Origin of the sequence: Bordetella petrii, assembly GCF_017356245.1 — a bacterium.
In the GTDB taxonomy this organism is placed as follows: Bacteria; Pseudomonadota; Gammaproteobacteria; order Burkholderiales; family Burkholderiaceae_B; genus Bordetella_A; species Bordetella_A petrii_D.
Window position 1 is genome coordinate 2,137,427 of sequence record NZ_JAFMZZ010000001.1, and the last position, 17,843, is coordinate 2,155,269.

At 69.4% G+C, this 17,843-nt stretch carries 12 protein-coding genes; 3 read left to right on the forward strand and 9 right to left on the reverse strand.

Features of this window, described 5'->3' with window-relative positions:
• Window positions 1-11 precede the first annotated feature (11 nt).
• The 6 genes from J2P76_RS10425 to J2P76_RS10450 all read right to left on the reverse strand — a co-directional run bounded on the left by J2P76_RS10425 (window position 12) and on the right by J2P76_RS10450 (window position 10,172).
• Window positions 12-2,405 (reverse strand): 3-hydroxyacyl-CoA dehydrogenase/enoyl-CoA hydratase family protein, encoded by a 2,394-nt coding sequence (locus J2P76_RS10425; protein ID WP_207406986.1) that lies wholly within the window; start codon window positions 2,403-2,405, stop codon window positions 12-14.
• A gap of 81 nt (window positions 2,406-2,486) precedes the next feature.
• Window positions 2,487-3,776 carry an OmpP1/FadL family transporter gene (locus tag J2P76_RS10430; RefSeq protein WP_207406995.1) on the reverse strand — a complete coding sequence of 430 codons (1,290 nt, stop codon included), beginning with the start codon at window positions 3,774-3,776 and terminating at the stop codon, window positions 2,487-2,489.
• 54 nt (window positions 3,777-3,830) lie between these two features.
• Window positions 3,831-5,810, reverse strand: coding sequence for a 3-hydroxyacyl-CoA dehydrogenase NAD-binding domain-containing protein (locus J2P76_RS10435; RefSeq protein WP_207406998.1), 1,980 nt, complete (start codon window positions 5,808-5,810; stop codon window positions 3,831-3,833).
• Window positions 5,807-7,096 carry an acetyl-CoA C-acetyltransferase gene (locus J2P76_RS10440; RefSeq protein WP_207407000.1) on the reverse strand — a complete coding sequence of 430 codons (1,290 nt, stop codon included), beginning with the start codon at window positions 7,094-7,096 and terminating at the stop codon, window positions 5,807-5,809. Before J2P76_RS10440 ends, J2P76_RS10435 begins: the two co-directional genes overlap by 4 nt.
• A 26-nt stretch (window positions 7,097-7,122) precedes the next feature.
• A complete protein-coding gene (locus J2P76_RS10445) occupies window positions 7,123-9,471 on the reverse strand; it encodes an acyl-CoA dehydrogenase (RefSeq protein ID WP_207407002.1) in 2,349 nt (782 codons plus the stop codon).
• Window positions 9,472-9,500: 29 nt separating this feature from the next.
• Complete coding sequence (locus J2P76_RS10450; protein WP_207407004.1) at window positions 9,501-10,172, reverse strand: TetR/AcrR family transcriptional regulator; 672 nt, start codon at window positions 10,170-10,172, stop codon at window positions 9,501-9,503.
• A gap of 260 nt (window positions 10,173-10,432) precedes the next feature.
• On the opposite strand from J2P76_RS10450, the gene epsC reads away from it, so the two are divergent.
• A complete protein-coding gene (gene epsC, locus J2P76_RS10455; protein ID WP_207407006.1) occupies window positions 10,433-11,389 on the forward strand; it encodes a serine O-acetyltransferase EpsC in 957 nt (318 codons plus the stop codon).
• A gap of 16 nt (window positions 11,390-11,405) precedes the next feature.
• On the forward strand, window positions 11,406-12,287 hold the full coding sequence (locus tag J2P76_RS10460) for an NAD-dependent protein deacetylase (protein ID WP_207407008.1): 882 nt from the start codon (window positions 11,406-11,408) through the stop codon (window positions 12,285-12,287).
• Between the two features lie 152 nt (window positions 12,288-12,439).
• Here the strand turns inward: J2P76_RS10460 and J2P76_RS10465 are convergent, their stop codons facing one another.
• The 3 genes from J2P76_RS10465 to J2P76_RS10475 all read right to left on the reverse strand — a co-directional run bounded on the left by J2P76_RS10465 (window position 12,440) and on the right by J2P76_RS10475 (window position 16,206).
• Complete coding sequence (locus J2P76_RS10465) at window positions 12,440-13,285, reverse strand: inositol monophosphatase family protein (RefSeq protein ID WP_207407010.1); 846 nt, start codon at window positions 13,283-13,285, stop codon at window positions 12,440-12,442.
• 88 nt (window positions 13,286-13,373) lie between these two features.
• A complete protein-coding gene (locus J2P76_RS10470) occupies window positions 13,374-14,843 on the reverse strand; it encodes an NAD-dependent succinate-semialdehyde dehydrogenase (protein WP_207407012.1) in 1,470 nt (489 codons plus the stop codon).
• Window positions 14,844-14,940: 97 nt separating this feature from the next.
• Window positions 14,941-16,206: a 4-aminobutyrate--2-oxoglutarate transaminase gene (locus tag J2P76_RS10475; protein WP_207407014.1), complete on the reverse strand. Its 1,266-nt coding sequence runs from the start codon at window positions 16,204-16,206 to the stop codon at window positions 14,941-14,943.
• A gap of 144 nt (window positions 16,207-16,350) precedes the next feature.
• Here J2P76_RS10475 and J2P76_RS10480 point away from each other — a divergent pair, with 144 nt between their 5' ends.
• Window positions 16,351-17,841, forward strand: coding sequence for a PLP-dependent aminotransferase family protein (locus tag J2P76_RS10480; RefSeq protein ID WP_431603389.1), 1,491 nt, complete (start codon window positions 16,351-16,353; stop codon window positions 17,839-17,841).
• Window positions 17,842-17,843 lie beyond the last annotated feature (2 nt).

A 17,843-nucleotide genomic window follows, 5' to 3' on the forward strand; every position in this document is an offset into this window, starting at 1 on the left:
TTCCTTCGTGTCTAGTTGCGCAGCGGCTTGCCGGTTTCAAGCGTGTGGCGGATGCGCGCCTGGGTTTCCGGCGTGCGCAGCAGGGCCACGAATTCGCGGCGCTCTACCGCCAGCAGCCATTCTTCGTCGACCCGGGTGCCGGCTTCGACTTCGCCGCCGCACAGCGCCACGGCGGCGCTGCGCGCCACTTTGTAGTCGTGCGCGCTGATCATGCCGCCTTCGCGCATATTGACCAGCACCATTTCGAAATTGGCGATGCCGGTGCGGCCGGCCACCGGGATGCCCTGCGGCCGGGCCGGCGGAACATGGCCGATGTCGGCGGCCGCGCGGGCCTGCCGCAGCGCCACCCACAGCAGTTCGTCGGGATGGAACACCACCGTGTCGCCGGCCTGGGCGTAGCCCATGTCGATGGCATGCAGCGCGCTCTTGGCGACCTGCGCGGTGGCGATGTTCTGGAACACCGGCTGCAGGTACGGGAAGACTTCGGCGGGCGTGGCGGTGGCGGCCGCCAGGGCGGCGGCGCGCACCGCCAGCGTCTTGCTGCCGCCGCCGGCCGGCACCAGGCCGACGCCCGCCTCGACCAGGCCGATATAGCTTTCCAGGGCCAGCACGCGGTGGCTGCAATGCATCAGGAATTCGCAGCCACCGCCCAGCGCCATGCCCTGCACCGCGGCCACGGTGGGCACGCGCGCGTAGTGCAGCGCCAGCGAGGCGCGCTGGAATTTTTCCACGGTGGCTTCCAGCAGGTCGAACTGGCCCGCGGCGCAGGCCTGCGCCACCTGCGCCAGGTTGGCGCCCACGGCAAAGGGCGGTTCGTGCCACAGCACCAGCGCGTCGAGCGCCTGTTCGCTGTGTTGCACCGCCTGCAAGACGCCGTCGAGCACTTCGCTGCCGATGGCGTGCATTTTCGAGGTGAACGACAGAATGCCGATGCCGGCATCGATCTCGGGCAGGTGCCACAGCCGCACGCCTTCGTTTTCCCACAAGGTGGCGCCGCGCGCGGCCGGCGGCTCGCCCGCCAGGCGCTCGGGGAACAGCTGGCGCGCGTAGACGGGCAGTGCCGAGCGCGGCTGCTGGCCCTGGCTGCGCGCGGAATACGAGCCCTGCGCGTCGTGCACGCCGGCGCGGCCGCTATCGAGCGCCCAGGCGGGCAGCGGCGCGCGGCTCATGGCGTGGCCGGCGGCGATGTCTTCGGCTACGGCGGCGGCGATGGCCTGCCAGCCCGCGGCCTGCCAGGTTTCGAACGGGCCTTGCGCCCAGCCGAACCCCCAGCGCATGGCCAGGTCGGCGTCGCGGGCATTGTCGGCAATGTGCTCGAGCTGGAACGCGCTGTAGTGGAAGATGTCGCGGAACAGGCTCCACAGGAACTGCGCCTGCGGATGCTGGCTGGCGCGCAGCGCGGCAAAGCGCTGCGCCGGGTCGCGCTGCTTCAGGATGGCGTCGACCTCGTCGGCCACCTGGCCGGCCGACGGGCGGTAATCGCCGGCGGCCGGATCCAGCACCAGGATGTCTTTACCCACTTTGCGGTACACGCCCGCGCCGCTTTTCTGGCCCAGCGCGCCCTTGTCGATCAGGGCGGCCAGCCAGGCGGGCAGCTGGAAATGCGGGTGCCACGGATCGTCGGGCAGCTTGTCGCGCATGGTGCCGACCACGTGGGCCAGCGTATCCAGGCCCACCACGTCGGCGGTGCGATAGGTGGCGCTTTTGGGCCGGCCGATTTTCGGGCCGGTCAGGGCGTCGACCTCGTCGAATCCCAGGCCCAGCCGCTGCGTGTGGTGCAGGGCCGCCAGGATGGAAAACACGCCGATGCGGTTGGCGATGAAGTTGGGCGTGTCCAGCGCGCGGATGACGCCCTTGCCCAGCCGCGTGGTCAGCCAGGCTTCAAGGTGGTCGAGCACTTCGGGCTGGGTGTGGCGCGTGGCGATCAGTTCCACCAGCCGCATGTAGCGCGGCGGGTTGAAGAAGTGCACGCCGCAGAAGCGCGCGCGCAGCGCCTGGGGCAGCGCGTCGGCCAGCTCGCCGATCGACAGCCCCGAGGTGTTCGAGGCCAGGATGGCGCCGGGCGCCACGTGCGGCGCGATGCGTTCGTACAGCGCGGTTTTCCAGTCCATGCGCTCGGCGATGGCTTCGATGACCAGGTCGCAGCCGGCCAGGCGATCGAGGTGGTCGTCGTAGTTGGCCGGGGTGATCAGCGCCAGGCGCGACGGGCTGGCCAGCGGGGCCGGTTCGAGTTTTTTCAGGCCGGCCAGCGCCTTGTTGGCGATGCCGTTGCGATCGCCTTCCTTGGCGGTCAGGTCGAACAGGATCACCGGCACGCCGGCATTGGCCAGGTGCGCCGCGATCTGCGCGCCCATGACGCCGGCGCCCAGGACGGCGGCGTGTTTGACGATGAACTTGCTGCTCAAAGCGATCTCCTGTGTGGGCGGCGCGGCCCGCCGCCCGGGGTGGGGCGGCGGGCGGGCGCTGCGGGTATGGCGCTGCGGCCGTCAGAAGCGGGTGGACACCTGGATGCCCAGGATGTTGCCCTTGCTGCTGTAGTCGCCGGCCACGCGTCCGCGGGTCAAGGCATTGCCCGAATCGTTGTCGATGTCGGCATCGCGCAGGTACAGATACGTATAGCCGACGTCGATGCGGGTGTCTTTGGTTGCCTGATACTGTACTCCGGTAGAGAACCACCAGCGGTCGGTATCGGGCAGCGAGGTGGGGCGGTCGGCCGGGTTGTGCACGGGGGACTGGTCCCAGGCGACGCCGAAGCGCCATTTCCATTTGGGCGCGAATTGGTAGTTGGCGCCCAGCGCCACGCGCCATGAATCGCGGAAATCCAGCGGCAGGGTGTCGGTGGGCCCGCCGTCGTTGTGGATTTTCAGTTCCGGCAGGCTGCTCCAGCCCGTCCAGGACACATCGGCCAGCAGTTCCCAGCGTTCGTTCAGGCGGTGCATGGCGCTCAGGATGAGCGTGTCGGGCAGGGTGACCGAAGCCTTGGCGTCGTACGACAGCGACTGGCCGGGCGCATAGCCGTCGATCTTGGTGTCGCCGCGGGCAGTGTGCTTGATCTTCGAGCGGTACGACAGGCCGATGCGGGTGTCTTCGGTGGGCTGCAGCATGAAGCCCGCGTTCCAGCCCCAGGCGTCGCCGTCCAGGTTCAGGTCGGCGTCGCCCGGCAGGAACGGCCCCGTCGGCATGACCGGCACCACCACCTTCTTGGTGTACTGTGCGTCGATGTACTGCCAGTTCACGCCGAAGCCCATCGAGAACTGGTCGTTGACCTTGTAGGCGATGGACGGGTTGAGGTTGACGGTCTTGATGTCGAACTTGGTGGAATGGTATTGGCCGACCCAGTTGTCGTCGTATTCGGTCATCAGGCCGAACGGAGCCCCCACGCCCAGGCCGACGAACCACTTTTCGTCGAGTTGCCACGAAAAGTAGGCATTGGGCACCACGCCAAGGTTGCCCGCGTCGCCGCCATTGCCGCCGGTGGGGGCGCCGCCGCCCAGGGCGACGGGATTGCGGCTGTTGCCGTTGTCGTGGAACTTGAACGACGGCAGGATCGCATTGACGCCGGCCGATACGTTGAAGCCCGGCAGGTAGGTCATGCCGGCGGGGTTGTAGTAGATGGTGCTGGCGTTTTCCGCTACCGCGGCCGAACCCGCATAGGCGTTGCCCAGGCCGCTGGCGTTCTGCTCCAGCAGTTGGAATCCCGCCGCGTGTACCGTGCCCGCGACGCCGGCCGCCAGGGCGGCCGATAGCGTGGTCAATGCCAACGATGCTTGTTTCATGTGTGTCTCCTCCAGAGGCGGGATAAAACCGATTCGCTGCGATGTGTGGCGTTGTTATGGGGTATGCGGGGCCGGAGCAGCGTGGGCGGCTGCGGTCGGCGGGCTGGCGGTGGCCTGGTAGTGCAGCGGTCCGCCGGTGAACGGCGCGAAGCCGGTACCGAAGATCACGCCGGCGTCGGCCAGGTCGGCGTCGGCCACGACGCCGTCGTCTGCCTGCTTGCGGGCGCGGTCTATCAGCGGCTGCGCCAGGCGCCGCGCCAGGCCCGCCGGCGGCGCGCCGGCGCTGTTCTTGCGCGCCTTGCCGTCCTGCCAGGCATAAAAGCCGCGGCCGGTCTTGCGGCCCAGGTCGCCGCGCGCGATGCGGTCGGCCAGGCAGCGCGGCGGTTCATCCTGTGCGGCCAGCTGGCGGCCCGCCGCCATGGCGATGTCCAGGCCGACTGTGTCGGCCAGTTCGAGCGGGCCCATGGGCATGCCGAAATCGGTCATGGCGCGGTCGATGGTTTCCGGCGCCAGGCCGGCATCGACGCAGCGCATGGCCTCGAGCAGGTAGGGCGCCAGCACTGCGTTCACCAGGAACCCCGGCGCGTCGCGCACCGGCAGGGGCAGCTTGCCCAGCTGGCCCACGAACGCGCAGGCGCGCGCCTGCGCGCCGTGTTCGTCGGGGCCGGCCTGCACCACTTCGACCAGCGGCATTTTGGCCACCGGATTGAAGAAGTGGATGCCGATCAACTGCCCGGGCCGCGCCAGCCCGTCGCGCAGGGCCGCCAGCGACAGGCTGGACGTGTTGGTGGCCAGCAGCGCATCGGGTTTCATGCGCGGCTGCAGCGCCCGGTACAGCGCCTGCTTGGCCTCGGCCTGCTCGGTGATGGCTTCGATGACCACGTCGGCGCGCGCCGCGCCGGCGCCGTCCGGATCGGGAATAAGGCGGTCGGACGCGGCCCGCGCGGCGCGCGGGTCTTTCAGTTTGCGCGCGTACAGACCGGCGGCGCGGCCGATGGCCGGCGCAATGCGGGCGGCATCCTGGTCTTGCAGGGTGACCGTGATGCCTTTCAGGGCGCACCACGCGGCGATGTCGCCGCCCATGGTGCCGGCGCCCACCACGTGCACGTGGCCGATCGGCCGCGCGCCGTCGGCCGGCTTGCCGTAGGCCTTCAGGCGCTCTTGCAGGCGGAACACGCGCAGCAGGTTGCGCGCGGTGTCGGAAGTGAGAATGCGCTGCACCACGTCGGGCGCGCGCAGCGCATTGCCGCCGTGCCGCGACCACAGCGTGACGATGGCCGGCGCCGCCGGATAATGCCCTTGCGGATCCTTGGCGGCGATCTGCCGGTGCGCGCGCCGCGCCACCAGCAGCTTGAGCGGCCAGCGGCCCAGCCAGCCCGCCACGCCGCGGGCCCGGCGCGGCGGCTTGCCGCTGCGCACGTGCTGGCCGGCCGCGGCCTGGGCCAGGCGCGCCGGCACGCGCGCGTCGACCAGGCCCAGCGCGGCGGCGCGGCGGGCGTCGGCCGGGCGGCCGGTGAGCATCATGTCGAGGGCCGCGGGTGCGCCGATCACGGCAGGCAGCCGGCGCATGCCGCCCCAGCCGGGAAAAATGCCCAGCATGACTTCGGGCAGCGCCAGCGAGGTGCCGGGCTGGTCGATGGCCAGCCGGTAGCGGCAGGCCAGCGCCAGTTCCAGGCCGCCGCCCAGGCAGTGGCCGTGAATGAGCGCCAGGGTGGGATAAGGTACGGCGGCCAGCCGGTTGAACAGGTGCCAGCCGCGCTCGACCAGCGCCTGCGCCTGCTGCGGCGTGTCCAGTCCGGCGAATTCGTCGACGTCGGCGCCGGCGATGAAGCCGGCGGCCTTGCCCGAGCGGATGACCAGGCCCGCGGGCGGATCGGCCTGCAGGGCGTCGAGCACGGCGGCCAGTTCGGCCATGACCTCGGCCGACAGGGCGTTGACGGCGGCCCCGGCCCGGTCGAGGGTCAGCCAGGCCAGCCCGTCGGTGCGGCGTTCAAGCTGCCAATGGCGCCAGCCGTGCGGCATTGCGGTATTCATGGGTTGGCCTCCGTTTCGACCAGCATCGCGCCGCCCTGGCCACCGCCGATGCAGATGGCCGCCATGCCGCGCCGCAGGCCGCGCGCCCGCAATGCCTGCAGCAAATGCAGCACGATGCGCGCGCCGGACGCGCCCACCGGATGCCCCAGCGCGATGGCGCCGCCGTCGACGTTGAGCCGGTCCGGGTTGAGCGGGCCCAGCGCACCGGTGCCCAGGTGCTCGCGGCAATAAGATTCATCTTCCCATGCGGCCAGGCAGCCCAGCACCTGCGCGGCAAAGGCCTCGTTGATTTCCCATAAATCCAGGTCGTTCAGCGCCAGGCCGTGCCGCTGCAGGATGGGCGTGGCGGCGTGCACCGGGCCCAGGCCCATCTGGGCCGGATCCAGGCCGGCCCATTGCGAATCGATGATGCGCCCCAGCGGCCGCAGGTTCCAGCGCCGCACCGCGTCTTCGGACGCGAGCACCAGCAGGGCGGCGCCGTCGGTAACCTGCGAACTGTTGCCGGCCGTGATGTTGCCCCAGGGCTTGTCGAACACGGGCCGCAGCCTGGCCAGGCGCTCGGGGGTGGAGTCGTCGCGCACGCCGTCGTCGACGGGGTACAGCGTGCCGCGCGCGTCGATCAGCGGCGCGATCTCGCTGAATGCGCCCGCCGCGCGGCCCGCCAGCGCGCGCGCGTGGCTGCGCGCGGCATAGGCGTCCATGGCGGCGCGGTCGATGCCGAAGCGGGTGGCCAGGTTCTCGGCCGTTTGTCCCATGGACAGGCCCGCTACCGGATCGGTCAGCCCCTTCACCAGCCCGATGACGGGCGCCAGGCCGCGCCAGGGAAAGGCGCGCAGCGCCGCCAGGCGGGCGCCCGCGCCGCGCGCCGCGGCCCAGCGCGCCAGCCAGCGGGTCATGTCGTCGGATACCAGCAGCGGCGCGCGCGACAGGGCATCCACCCCGCCGGCTAGCACCAGCGACGAGCGGCCGGTGTGGATGTTGGCGATGGCGGAATCCAGCGCCTGCATGCCGGACGCGCAGTTGCGCATGACGGTCCAGCCCGGCACGCGGTTGCCGCAGCCCAGCCGCAGGGCGATCACCCGGCCGATGTTGACTTCGTCGGGCGAGGGCGCGGCGCAGCCGATGATGACTTCGTCCAGGTCGCCGGGCGCGAAGGGCTGGCGCAGCAGCAGCGCGCGTCCGGCCTGTACCGCCAGGTCGGCCGCCGCGAACGGGCCGGGCGCGTTGCGCGCCTTCAGGAAGGGGCTGCGCGCACCGTCCACGACATAGATGGGGGCATGTGCCATGGCGATTCCTTTACCGGCCCCGGGCCCTAGGCGGCTTCGCGCTGCGCGCCACGCTGGGCGGCGCCGGCGATGCCGAAATCGAACGGAAAGTCGTCGACCCGGATGACTTGGTCGCGCAGCGCATCGCGGCGCTTGATCTGTTCGTAATCTTGGGGATCCAGCCCGCCCGCGGCGTAGGCGGCATCGGGCAGGTCGCGCACATTGGCGTGCGGGTCGGCGGCCAGGGCGCCGGTTTTTTCGTAAGCGCGCAGACGGGCGTCGGCGGCTTCGGCTGCCAGGGTGGCGGCCAGGGCGGCTTCCAGCGCGCCGACGGGTTCGTCGACCGTGGCGGGCAGATGGCAACTGGCGGTAAGCCGGTCGCGCGCGGTGCCAGGCTCGGTGAGCAGCCGGGCGACTTGCTGGCCAAGCAGATCTGCTGGTGCATGTTGCAGCGAGCCCCAAGGGAAAAGCAGACGGCGTAGCGCCCAGCCTACAGAACGTGAGGGCAGGTTGTCCAGCACGCCGTTGAAGGCTTCCTGCAGGCGCTGCAGCGCGTCTTGCAGCGCCCAGTGCGCCAGCGGCGCATCGGCGGCCTGCCGGCCTTCGTCTTCGAACCGCTTGAGCACGGCCGAGGCCAGGTACATCTGCGACAGGATATCGCCCAGCCGCGCCGAGATGCGCTCGCGGCGCTTCAGGCTGCCGCCCAGCAGCGCCATCGAGGCATCGGCCAGCAGCGCGAAGCCGCACGCGTAGCGCGTCAGCTGCCGGTAGTAACGATGCATTTCAGGAGCCGCGCCGGCCGGGGCCCGCGCCAGCCGCGCGCCGGTCAGCGCATGGCCCAGCGCACGGGCGCCGTTGCCCGTGACAAACGCCACGTGGCGCCAGAACGCGCGGTCGAAGGCTTGCAGGCCGCGCTGCGCGTCAGGGTCGGCGGCGGCCTGCATTTCGGCCAGCACGTAGGGATGGCAGCGGATCGCGCCCTGGCCGAAGATGATCAGGCTGCGCGTCAGGATATTGGCGCCTTCCACGGTGATGCCCACCGGCACCTGCTGGTAGGCGCGCCCCAGGAAATTGGACGGGCCCAGGCAGATGCCCTTGCCGCCGATCACGTCCATGCCGTCGTTGACCACCTGGCGCGCGCGTTCGGTAACGTGATATTTCACGATGGCCGACACCACCGAAGGTTTTTCGCCCAGGTCGATGGCGCCCGCGGTCATGACGCGCGCCGCATCCATCAGGTAGGTGTGGCCGCCGATGCGCGCCAATGCTTCTTCCACGCCCTCGAAGCGGCCCACCGGCGTACGGAACTGGCTGCGCACGCGCGCATACGCGCCCACCGCGCGCGCCGTCAGCTGCGACATGCCGGTGTTGGACGCCGGCAGCGAGATCGAACGGCCCGCGGCCAGGCATTCCATCAGCATGCGCCAGCCCTGGCCGGCCATGGCGGGGCCGCCGATGATGAAGTCCAGCGGCATGAAGACGTCGGCGCCGCGCGTGGGGCCGTTCATGAACATGGCGTTCAGCGGGAAATGGCGCCGCCCCGTTTCCACGCCGGGGTGGTCGTGCGGCACCAGGGCGCAGGTGATGCCCACGTCGGCCGCGCCGCCCAGCAGGCCGTCCGGGTCATACAGGCGGAATGCCAGGCCCAGCAGCGTGCACACCGGCGCCAGCGTGATGTAGCGCTTGTCCCAGGTGACCCGCATGCCCAGCACTTCGCGGCCGCGCCACATGCCTTTGCAGACGATGCCGCGGTCGGGAATGGCGGCCGCGTCGGAGCCGGCCCACGGGCTGGTCAGGGCGAAGGCGGGCACGTCTTCGCCGCGCGCCAGGCGCGGCAGATAATGGTTTTTCTGCTCATCCGTGCCGTAGTGCAAAAGCAGTTCGGCCGGGCCCAGCGAGTTGGGCACCATGACCGACACAGCCAGCGCCGACGAGCGCGTCGACAGGCGGGTGACGACCTGCGAATGGGCATAGGCCGAGAACCCCAGCCCGCCGTATTCGCGCGGAATGATCATGCCCAGAAAGCCGTTGCGTTTCAGGTAGTTCCAGGTTTCGGCGGACAGGTCGTAGCGCTTGTGGGTGACATCCCAGTCGTCGACCAGGCTGCAGGCCTGCCGGACCTGGTTATCCAGGAAGTGCTGCTCGTCGTCGGTCAGGCGCGGGCGGGGCAGGGCCAGCAGCCTGGCCCAGTCGGGGCGGCCGCGGAACAGTTCGCCTTCCCACCACACCGTGCCGGCCTCGAGCGCGTCGCGCTCGGTATCGGACATTTGCGGCAGCACCTTGCGGTAGGCATTGAACAGCGGCCGCGACAGCAGCGCCCGCCGCACCGGACGCACGCCGAGCAGGACGGCGATCAGGGCCGCCGCGATGGCCGCGGTAAGCAACAAGCCGCTCATGATGTTGGGTCTCCGTGGTGGGGAAGGGGTCAGGATGCCGGGTGCTGGGGCAGGGGGGCCCGCAGGCCGCCGAGCAGGAAGCTCATCAGGCGCGGCAGCAGCCGTTCGGGGTCGTGCGCCTGGTCGGGGTCGTCCAGGCTCCAGCCTATGCACAGCCGCAGCACTTCGGTGCCGACGATGGCGTACGAGGTGGCGCCCAGCATGAACTGAAAACGCCAGATGACTTCGGCGCGCGGCACGTCGGGCAGGGCCTTGAACAGCGCGGCCTGGTAGCGTTCCATGACGTCGGCGTATTCCTCGGCCACCACGGCGCGGATGAAGCCGGTGGGGTCGGTCATGGTGCGTTCGAGCAGCGGCAGGAAATTCTTGCCGGCGTGGTCGGGGCTGGCCGCCAGCCGCAGCAGCGTGCCGAAGAAGGCATCGACGATCTGCGAGGGCTTGAGCGGCTGGCCGTCCGCTTGGGCTTCGAGCTGGTCGAGCAGCCGCAGGCGTTCCTGGTTCAGGATGGCCAGCCGGCGCTTGAGCACGGCCTGCACCAGGGCTTCTTTCGAGCCGAAGTGGTAGTTCACCGCCGCCAGGTTGACGCCCGCTTCGCTGGTGATCTGCCGCATCGAGGTGCCGTCGTGGCCCTGGCGGGCGAACAGGGCCTCGGCCGTGTCCAGAATGATTTCGCGCGTGGAAGGTGAGCTGAGTTCGTTCATGGCTAAATTCATTCAAACGTTCGTTTGAACAAAATTATAGGCAGCTGCCCGGAAAGCGCGAGTCAGCATTAACCCCAATAGGTCAACCTGCATCAAGCCGCGTTCAAAACCCCAATGCAAGGCGGGTCGCGCGCGGCAAACGGCGCGCAAGCGGTTACAGTTCAGGGATATTGCGCTGCGGCGAAACGCGGCGCAGGCTTTGCAAAGGTCTTGCCCATGTCTGTATACATTGCCGCGCCCGCGGCCCCGGGGTTGCTGCCATGAACGATTCTTCCCATCTGCCGTCGGCGCACTGGAACCTGGATAACATCGTGTCGGGGCTGCGGTCGGCCCGCGTCGACTGGCGCGGCCCGCGCGGCCGCCTGCGCGACGACGCCGGCGACCGTGAATTCCCCTCGCAGGAAAGCCTGCGCGTGATCGTGCGGCAGCTGTGCGGGGCGCTGTTTCCCATGCGCCTGGGGCCCATCGACCTGCGCGAAGAAGTCGAAGACTTCTACGTGGGGCACACCATCGGCGCGGCGCTCGACGCCCTGCTGCACCAGGTCTGCCTGGAACTGCACCACATGGGCCGCAATGCGCCCGAACCCGAGCCCGAGGCCAGCCTGCGCGCGCGCGGCGTGCAGATCGTGCGGCAGTTCGGCGCGGCTTTGCCGCAGGTGCGGCGCGCGCTCGACCTGGACGTGACCGCCGCCTACCAGGGCGACCCGGCCGCGCACAGCGTCGACGAAGTGCTGCTGTGCTATCCCGGCGTCAGCGCCATGATCCACCACCGCCTGGCCAGCGTGATGTACAAGCTGGGCGTGCCCATGCTGGCGCGCATCGTGGCCGAGATCGCCCACGCCGACACGGGCATCGACATCCACCCGGGCGCCACCATCGGCAAGAGTTTTTTCATCGACCACGGCACCGGCGTGGTCATCGGCGAAACCGCCATCATCGGCGACCGCGTGCGGCTCTACCAGATGGTGACGCTGGGCGCCAAGCGCTTCCCGCCCGGCGAGAACGGCGAACTGAAGAAGGGCCTGCCGCGCCACCCCATCATCGAAGACGATGTGGTGATCTACGCCGGCGCCACCATTCTGGGGCGCGTCACCATCGGCCATGGCTCCACCATCGGCGGCAATGTCTGGCTGACGCGCAGCGTGCCGCCGGGCAGCAACGTCACGCAGGCCAGCCTGGTCAGCGACATGCCCGATTGCGGCCTCGGCGGCGCGTAGCGCGGCGCTCGCCGGCATGGACGCATCGGCCAGCGCATCCGCCGCGCCCGCGGCCCCGGCGCCAGGCGCCGCGGACTTGCAGGCGCTGGGCGAATTCATCGGCCGCCACGCGCGCCTGTTCATCCTGACGGGCGCGGGCTGCAGCACGGGCTCGGGCATTCCCGATTACCGCGATGCCGATGGCCAGTGGAAGCGCAGCCCGCCCATCGATTTCCAGGCTTTCATGGGGCATGCCCATATGCGCGCGCGCTATTGGGCGCGCAGCGCCGTGGGCTGGCGCCGCTTCGGCAACGTGCGCCCCAATGCCGCCCATCTGGCGCTGGCCCGGCTTGAAGCGCAGGGCCGCGTCGCCTTGCTGGTCACGCAGAATGTGGACGGCCTGCACCAGGCCGCCGGCAGCCGCAATGTGCTGGACCTGCACGGCCGGCTGGATGAAGTGCGCTGCATGCGCTGCGACTGGCGCGGGCCGCGCGCGGCCTGGCAGGCCGAGCTGGATGGCCGCAATCCCGCATGGGCCGCGCTCGATGCCGCCGACGCGCCGGACGGCGATGCCGACCTGGAAGGCGTGGATTTTTCCAGCTTCGTGGTGCCGGCCTGTCCGCGCTGTGGCGGCATCGTCAAGCCCGACGTGGTGTTCTTCGGCGAAAGCATCCCGCCCGAACGCGGCGTGCGCGCGCGCGCCGCGCTGGCCAGGGCCGATGCGGTGCTGGTGGTGGGGTCGTCGCTGATGGTGCATTCGGGCTACCGCTATGTGCGCGCCGCGGCCGAGGACGGCCTGCCCATCGCGGCCTTGAACCTGGGGCGCACCCGCGCCGATGGGCTGTTTGCCTTGAAGGTATCCCGGCCTTGCGCCGAGGCGCTGGATGCGCTGTATGGTCCTTTTGTCGCGCTACCGTGAGCGCAATAGGCAAGTGCTTGGCGCGATTGGCTTTTTTACAGATGGCCCCAAGCTTTCCATAGGGTTGTCCACAGAAACTGGGGATAAGCCGGCCGGTTTCAGTGCTTCACCGCGCCAAGCACGACCCGCGCGCAGCGCTTCGGGGGTGGGCTTCAAACAGGGAAGTCGTCGCCCATCAGGGCCCGGCGGGTGGCATGCCAGCTGCCCACGTCGGGCGCATACAGCAGGCCGCCCGTGCGGTGGGTGGGCTTGTAGGGGCTGGCGTCGAAGTGGGCCGCGAAGCCGCCGGCTTCGCGGTGCAGCAGCCAGCCGGCCGCGTGGTCCCAGGGGTCGAGCTTGTTGTACAGCATGACGTGGCAATGGCCGCTGGCCGCCATGCGGTATTCGTGCGCCGCGCAGCGCAGCGAGGCGCTGGAGCCCAGCGTGGCCAGATTGCCGTTGACCGTGCTGCGCAGCGGCTCGGGCAGAAAGCCGGTGGCGATAAGGCCGTCCATTTCGTGGGGCGGCGCGGGCCGCGCCACTTTCAGCGGCGTTTGCGTGCCGTCGCCGGATTCGGACCATGCCCCTTCGCCGCGCACCGCCATGGCCCAGTCGTGCGCGACGGGGTCGTAGATGACGCCGGCCAGCACATCGCCGCGGTGGCATACCGCGACCATCATGCCGAACAGCGGCAGCCCCGCCACGAAATTGCGGGTGCCGTCGATGGGGTCGATCAGGAAGGCCAGGTCGGCGTCGACCAGCATATTGAGCAGCGCCGGGTTGCGCGTGGAGGCTTCTTCGCCCACCATGATCGCGCCCGGATGCAGCTTGGCCAGGCGCGCCGCGATAAAGCGCTCGGCGGCTTCGTCGGCGTCGGTGACGAGATCGCGCGGCGAACTCTTGGCATGCACGGCGTCGGCCGGCAGCCGGCGAAAGCGCGGCATGACTTCGGCCTGGGCGGCCTCGGCAAGAATTGCGGCGATGCGGCGCGTGTCTTCGCGGGTATAGGTCTTGGTCATGCCGGACTCGTCAGGAAGAGTCGCAAATCTAGCATGATTGTGTGTCAGGCACCCTTGATGGGAGCCTGACACTTGCCGGATGGCTGGCTTACGCCCCCAGATCCACGCACAGGTACTTCAGTTCCAGGTATTCCTCGATACCGTATTTCGAGCCTTCGCGGCCCAGGCCGGATTGCTTTACGCCGCCGAACGGGCCGACTTCATTCGAGATGATGCCGGTGTTGATGCCCACGATGCCGTATTCCAGCGCTTCGGACACACGCCACACGCGCGCGTAGTCGCGCGTGTAGAAATACGCGGCGAGCCCGAAGATGGTGTTGTTGGCCTGCTTGAGCACTTCTTCTTCGGTGTCGAACTTGAACAGCGGCGCCACCGGGCCGAAGGTTTCTTCGATGGCGAAGCGCATCGACGGGGTCACGTCGCGCACGATGGTGGGCTGGAAGAACGTGCCGCCCAGGGCGTGCGGCTTGCCGCCGGTGACGATCTTGGCGCCGTGCTCGGTGGCGTCGGCAATGTGCTCTTGCACCTTGGCCACCGCATTGCTGTCGATCAGCGGGCCCTGCGTCACGCCGTCGGCGAAGCCGTCGCCCACTTTCATGGCCTCGACCTTGGCGGTCAGGCGCTTGACCAGGTCTTCGTACACGCCCGACTGGATGTAGATGCGGTTGGCGCACACGCAGGTCTGGCCGGCGTTGCGGTACTTCGAGGCCAGGATGCCGTCGACCGCGCGGTCGAGGTCGGCGTCGTCGAACACGATGAAGGGCGCGTTGCCGCCCAGTTCCAGCGACAGTTTCTTGATGGTGGGGGCGCATTGCTCCATCAGCGTGCGGCCCACTTCGGTCGATCCGGTGAAGCTCAGCTTGCGCACCGCATCGCTTTCGCACAGCGCGGCGCCGATTTCGCGCGAGCTGCCGGTAATGACGTGGAACACGCCGGGCGGCACGCCGGCTTCTTCGGCCAGCACGGCCAGGGCCAGCGCGGTAAGCGGAGTCTGTTGGGCCGGCTTGACCACCATGGTGCAGCCGGCGGCCAGCGCCGGGCCGACCTTGCGCGTGATCATCGCGGCCGGGAAGTTCCAGGGCGTGATGGCGGCGGTGACGCCGATGGGCTGCTTCAGAACCATCAGGCGCTGGCCGGCCTTGGGGCTTTGCAGCACGTCGCCGTCGATGCGCTTGGCTTCTTCCGAGAACCATTCCAGGAACGAGGCGGCATAGGCGATTTCGCCGGCGGCTTCGGTAACCGGCTTGCCCTGCTCCGAGGTCATGATGATGGCCAGGTCTTGCTGGTTGGCCATCATCAGCTGGGCCCATTTCAGCAGGATGGCGGCGCGTTCCTTGCCGGTCTTGGCGGCCCAGGCGGGCAGGGCGACCTCGGCGCTGGCGATGGCCTGCTCGGTTTCTTTGCGGCCCAGCTTGGGTACCGACACGATGGTTTTGCCGGTGGACGGGTTGTCGACGGGAATGCTGGCGCCGCCGCCGGCGCCCACCCATTTGCCATCGATGTAGCAGGCGTCGCGCAGCAGTTCGGCGCGCTTGAGCGGTTGGGGCAATTGCGACATGGAGACTCCTTGATGTATGAAAGCGCGAAATGGCCAACCGGCCGCCCGCGCCCGGCAATGGGCGCGCGCGGCCGGATATCTTGCCGGAACGGCCGGGTCAGGCGGTCAGGACATCGGCAAGGATGTCCAGCGCCTGGGCGAACTGGGCGTCCGGGATGGTCAAGGGATACAGGAAGCGCAATACGTTTCCGTATACACCGCAGCTTAGCAAAATCAGGCCGCGTTGAATTGCCTCATCCTGCACGCGCTTGACGGCCGCCGCGTCGGGCTGGCCGGTGGCCGGGTCGCGCAATTCCAGCGCCACCATCGAGCCCAGGCCGCGCACGTCGGCAATGGCCGGGCAGCGCGGGCGCAGGCTGTTCAAGTGGTCTTGCAGGCGCCGGCCCAGTGCGTCGGCGCGCGCGCACAGCTGTTCTTCTTCGATGACGTCCAGCACCGCATGCGCGGCGGCCACCGCCAGCGGGTTGCCGGCATAGGTGCCGCCCAGGCCGCCGGGGGCCGGGCCGTCCATGACATCGGCGCGGCCCACCACGCCCGAAATCGGGAAGCCGCCGCCCAGGCTCTTGGCCATGGTGATCAGATCGGCCTGCACGTTGTGGTGCTGCATGGCGAACAGCTTGCCGGTGCGCGCGAAGCCGGTCTGCACTTCGTCGGCGATCAGCATGATGCCGTGCTCGTCGCACACCTTGCGCAGGGCTGTCATCAATTCGGGCGGCGTGATGTTGAAGCCGCCTTCGCCCTGCACCGGCTCGATGATGATGGCCGCCACGCGCTTGGGGTCGATGTCGGACTTGAACAGCAGGTCCAGCGCCTTGAGCGAGTCGGCCACGCTGATGTCCTGCGTGCCGTTGGGGAAGGGCACGTGGTAAATGTCGCCGGGCATGGGGCCGAAAGCCAGCTTGTAGGGCGCGACCTTGCCGGTCAGGGCCATGCCCAGCATGGTGCGGCCGTGGAACGAGCCCGTGAACGCCACTACGCCCGAACGGCCGGTGTAGGCGCGCGCGATTTTCACGGCGTTCTCGACCGCTTCGACGCCGGTGGTGAAGAAAGCCGTCTTTTTCAGGCCGTCGATCGGCGCCAGGGCGTTGATGCGCTCGGCCAGCGCCACGTAGCTTTCGTACGGCACGATCTGGTAGGCCGTGTGCGTGAATGCCTCGAGCTGCTCGGCCACGGCCGCCTTCACCTTGGGGTGGCGGTGGCCGGTGTTCAGCACGGCGATGCCGCCGGCGAAATCGATGTATTCCTTGCCGGTGCTGTCCCACAGCGTGGCGTTTTCCGCGCGCACGGCATACAGGTCGCACATTACGCCCACGCCGCGCGGCGTGGCCAGCGAGCGGCGGGTATTCAAGTCTCGGTTCTGCATTTCAGCCTCGATGGCAAACAAGGGGCGCCGCGGAAGCGGCGGGGGAAGCGCCGGCGCCGCCGGCGGCGGCGCCTGTCCAGGGTTTATTTAATGCTAAGATGGCCCTATTGATAAGAACCACTCTGGCAAAACTGGTAGAACCAATTGCGTACCCTAGCCGGCGACCTGCTGCAATTGCGGCTGGGCGACCCCGCCGACGGGCCGATGAACAAGCGCCTGTACCGCGGCATCCGCGAAGCCATCCTGGACGGCGCCATTGCCGCCGGCACGCGGTTGCCGGCCTCGCGCGACCTGGCGGCCGAGCTGGGCATCGCGCGCAATACGGTCGTGCACGTGTACGGCCAGCTGCTGGCCGAAGGCTATACCTATAGCCGCCAGGGCAACGGCACCTTCGTCACCGATTCGGTGCCCGACACCTACCTGGCCAGCGGGCGCGGCCGGCGCCATGCGCCCGCGGCGCAGGCGGGCGCGGCCCTGTCGGCGCGCGGCGCGCGGATCGTCGACGAGGCCTCGGCCTCGCCGTACCAATGGGGCGCTTTCATGCCCGGCGTGCCCGACGTCACCGAATTTCCGCACCAGAAATTCGCCCGCATCGTCGGCGCGCTGTGGCGCAACCCCACCCCCGCCATGCTGAGCTATTCCTATGGCGGCGGGCTGCCGGCCCTGCGCGAAGCGCTGGCCCAGCACCTGGCGGTCACGCGCTCGATCGACTGCGAACCCGAGCAGATCATCATCGTGGAAGGGTCGCACCAGGCCATCGACCTGGCCACCCGCATCCTGGGCGACACGGGCGACGTGGCCTGGGTCGAGAACCCCGGCTACTGGGGCGCGCGCACGGTGCTGGCGGCCAATGGCATCCGCATCGTGCACCAGCCGGTGGATGAAGAAGGCATGCAGCTGCCGGCGCAGCCCGACGGCGCGCCGCCGCGCTTTGTCTTCGTCACGCCGTCGCACCAGTATCCGCTGGGCCCGGTGATGTCGCTGGCGCGCCGCCGGCAGCTGCTGGCCATGGCGCGCGGCTGGGGCAGCTGGATCATCGAAGACGACTACGACAGCGAGTTCCGCTTTTCGGGCCGGCCGATCGCCTCGCTGCAGGGGCTGGAGCCCGACGCGCCGGTGATTTACCTGGGCACGTTCAGCAAGACGCTGTACCCCGGCCTGCGGGTGGGATACCTGGTGCTGCCCAAGCCCCTGACCGATGCCTTCCAGGCCGCGCACGCCGAGTTGTACCGCGAGGGCCACCTGATGACGCACGCGGCGCTGGCCACCTTCATTGCCGACGGCCACTACGCGGCGCACATCCGGCGCATGCGCATGCTGTACGCGCGGCGCCGAGCCATTCTGGTCAACCTGATCGAGCGTCGGCTGGGGGCGGGGTGGCTGCACCGCGATTCCAGCGACGCAGGGCTGCACCTGGTGCTGAACCTGCCCGCCGGCATGGACGACGTGCGCGTGGTGGAAGAAGCGCACGCGCGCGGCGTGCTGACCCGGCCGCTGTCGCGCTACTACGCCAACGGCACGCCCAGCCGGCCGGGGCTGCTGCTGGGCTACGCCTGCGTGCCCGAAAGCGACATCGCGCGCAAGTTCGAAGTGCTGCTCGACAGCCTGGCCGCCGTGGCGCGGCGGCGGGCATAGCG

Coding starts and splice junctions, on each gene's coding strand:
- J2P76_RS10475 (WP_207407014.1), bottom strand. CDS start 16,206: ATGCAGAACCGAGACTTGAATACCCGCCGCTCGCTGGCCACGCCGCGC.
- J2P76_RS10430 (WP_207406995.1), bottom strand. CDS start 3,776: ATGAAACAAGCATCGTTGGCATTGACCACGCTATCGGCCGCCCTGGCG.
- J2P76_RS10450 (WP_207407004.1), bottom strand. CDS start 10,172: ATGAACGAACTCAGCTCACCTTCCACGCGCGAAATCATTCTGGACACG.
- J2P76_RS10465 (WP_207407010.1), bottom strand. CDS start 13,285: ATGACCAAGACCTATACCCGCGAAGACACGCGCCGCATCGCCGCAATT.
- J2P76_RS10435 (WP_207406998.1), bottom strand. CDS start 5,810: ATGAATACCGCAATGCCGCACGGCTGGCGCCATTGGCAGCTTGAACGC.
- J2P76_RS10445 (WP_207407002.1), bottom strand. CDS start 9,471: ATGAGCGGCTTGTTGCTTACCGCGGCCATCGCGGCGGCCCTGATCGCC.
- J2P76_RS10460 (WP_207407008.1), top strand. CDS start 11,406: ATGGACGCATCGGCCAGCGCATCCGCCGCGCCCGCGGCCCCGGCGCCA.
- J2P76_RS10470 (WP_207407012.1), bottom strand. CDS start 14,843: ATGTCGCAATTGCCCCAACCGCTCAAGCGCGCCGAACTGCTGCGCGAC.
- epsC (WP_207407006.1), top strand. CDS start 10,433: ATGAACGATTCTTCCCATCTGCCGTCGGCGCACTGGAACCTGGATAAC.
- J2P76_RS10440 (WP_207407000.1), bottom strand. CDS start 7,096: ATGGCACATGCCCCCATCTATGTCGTGGACGGTGCGCGCAGCCCCTTC.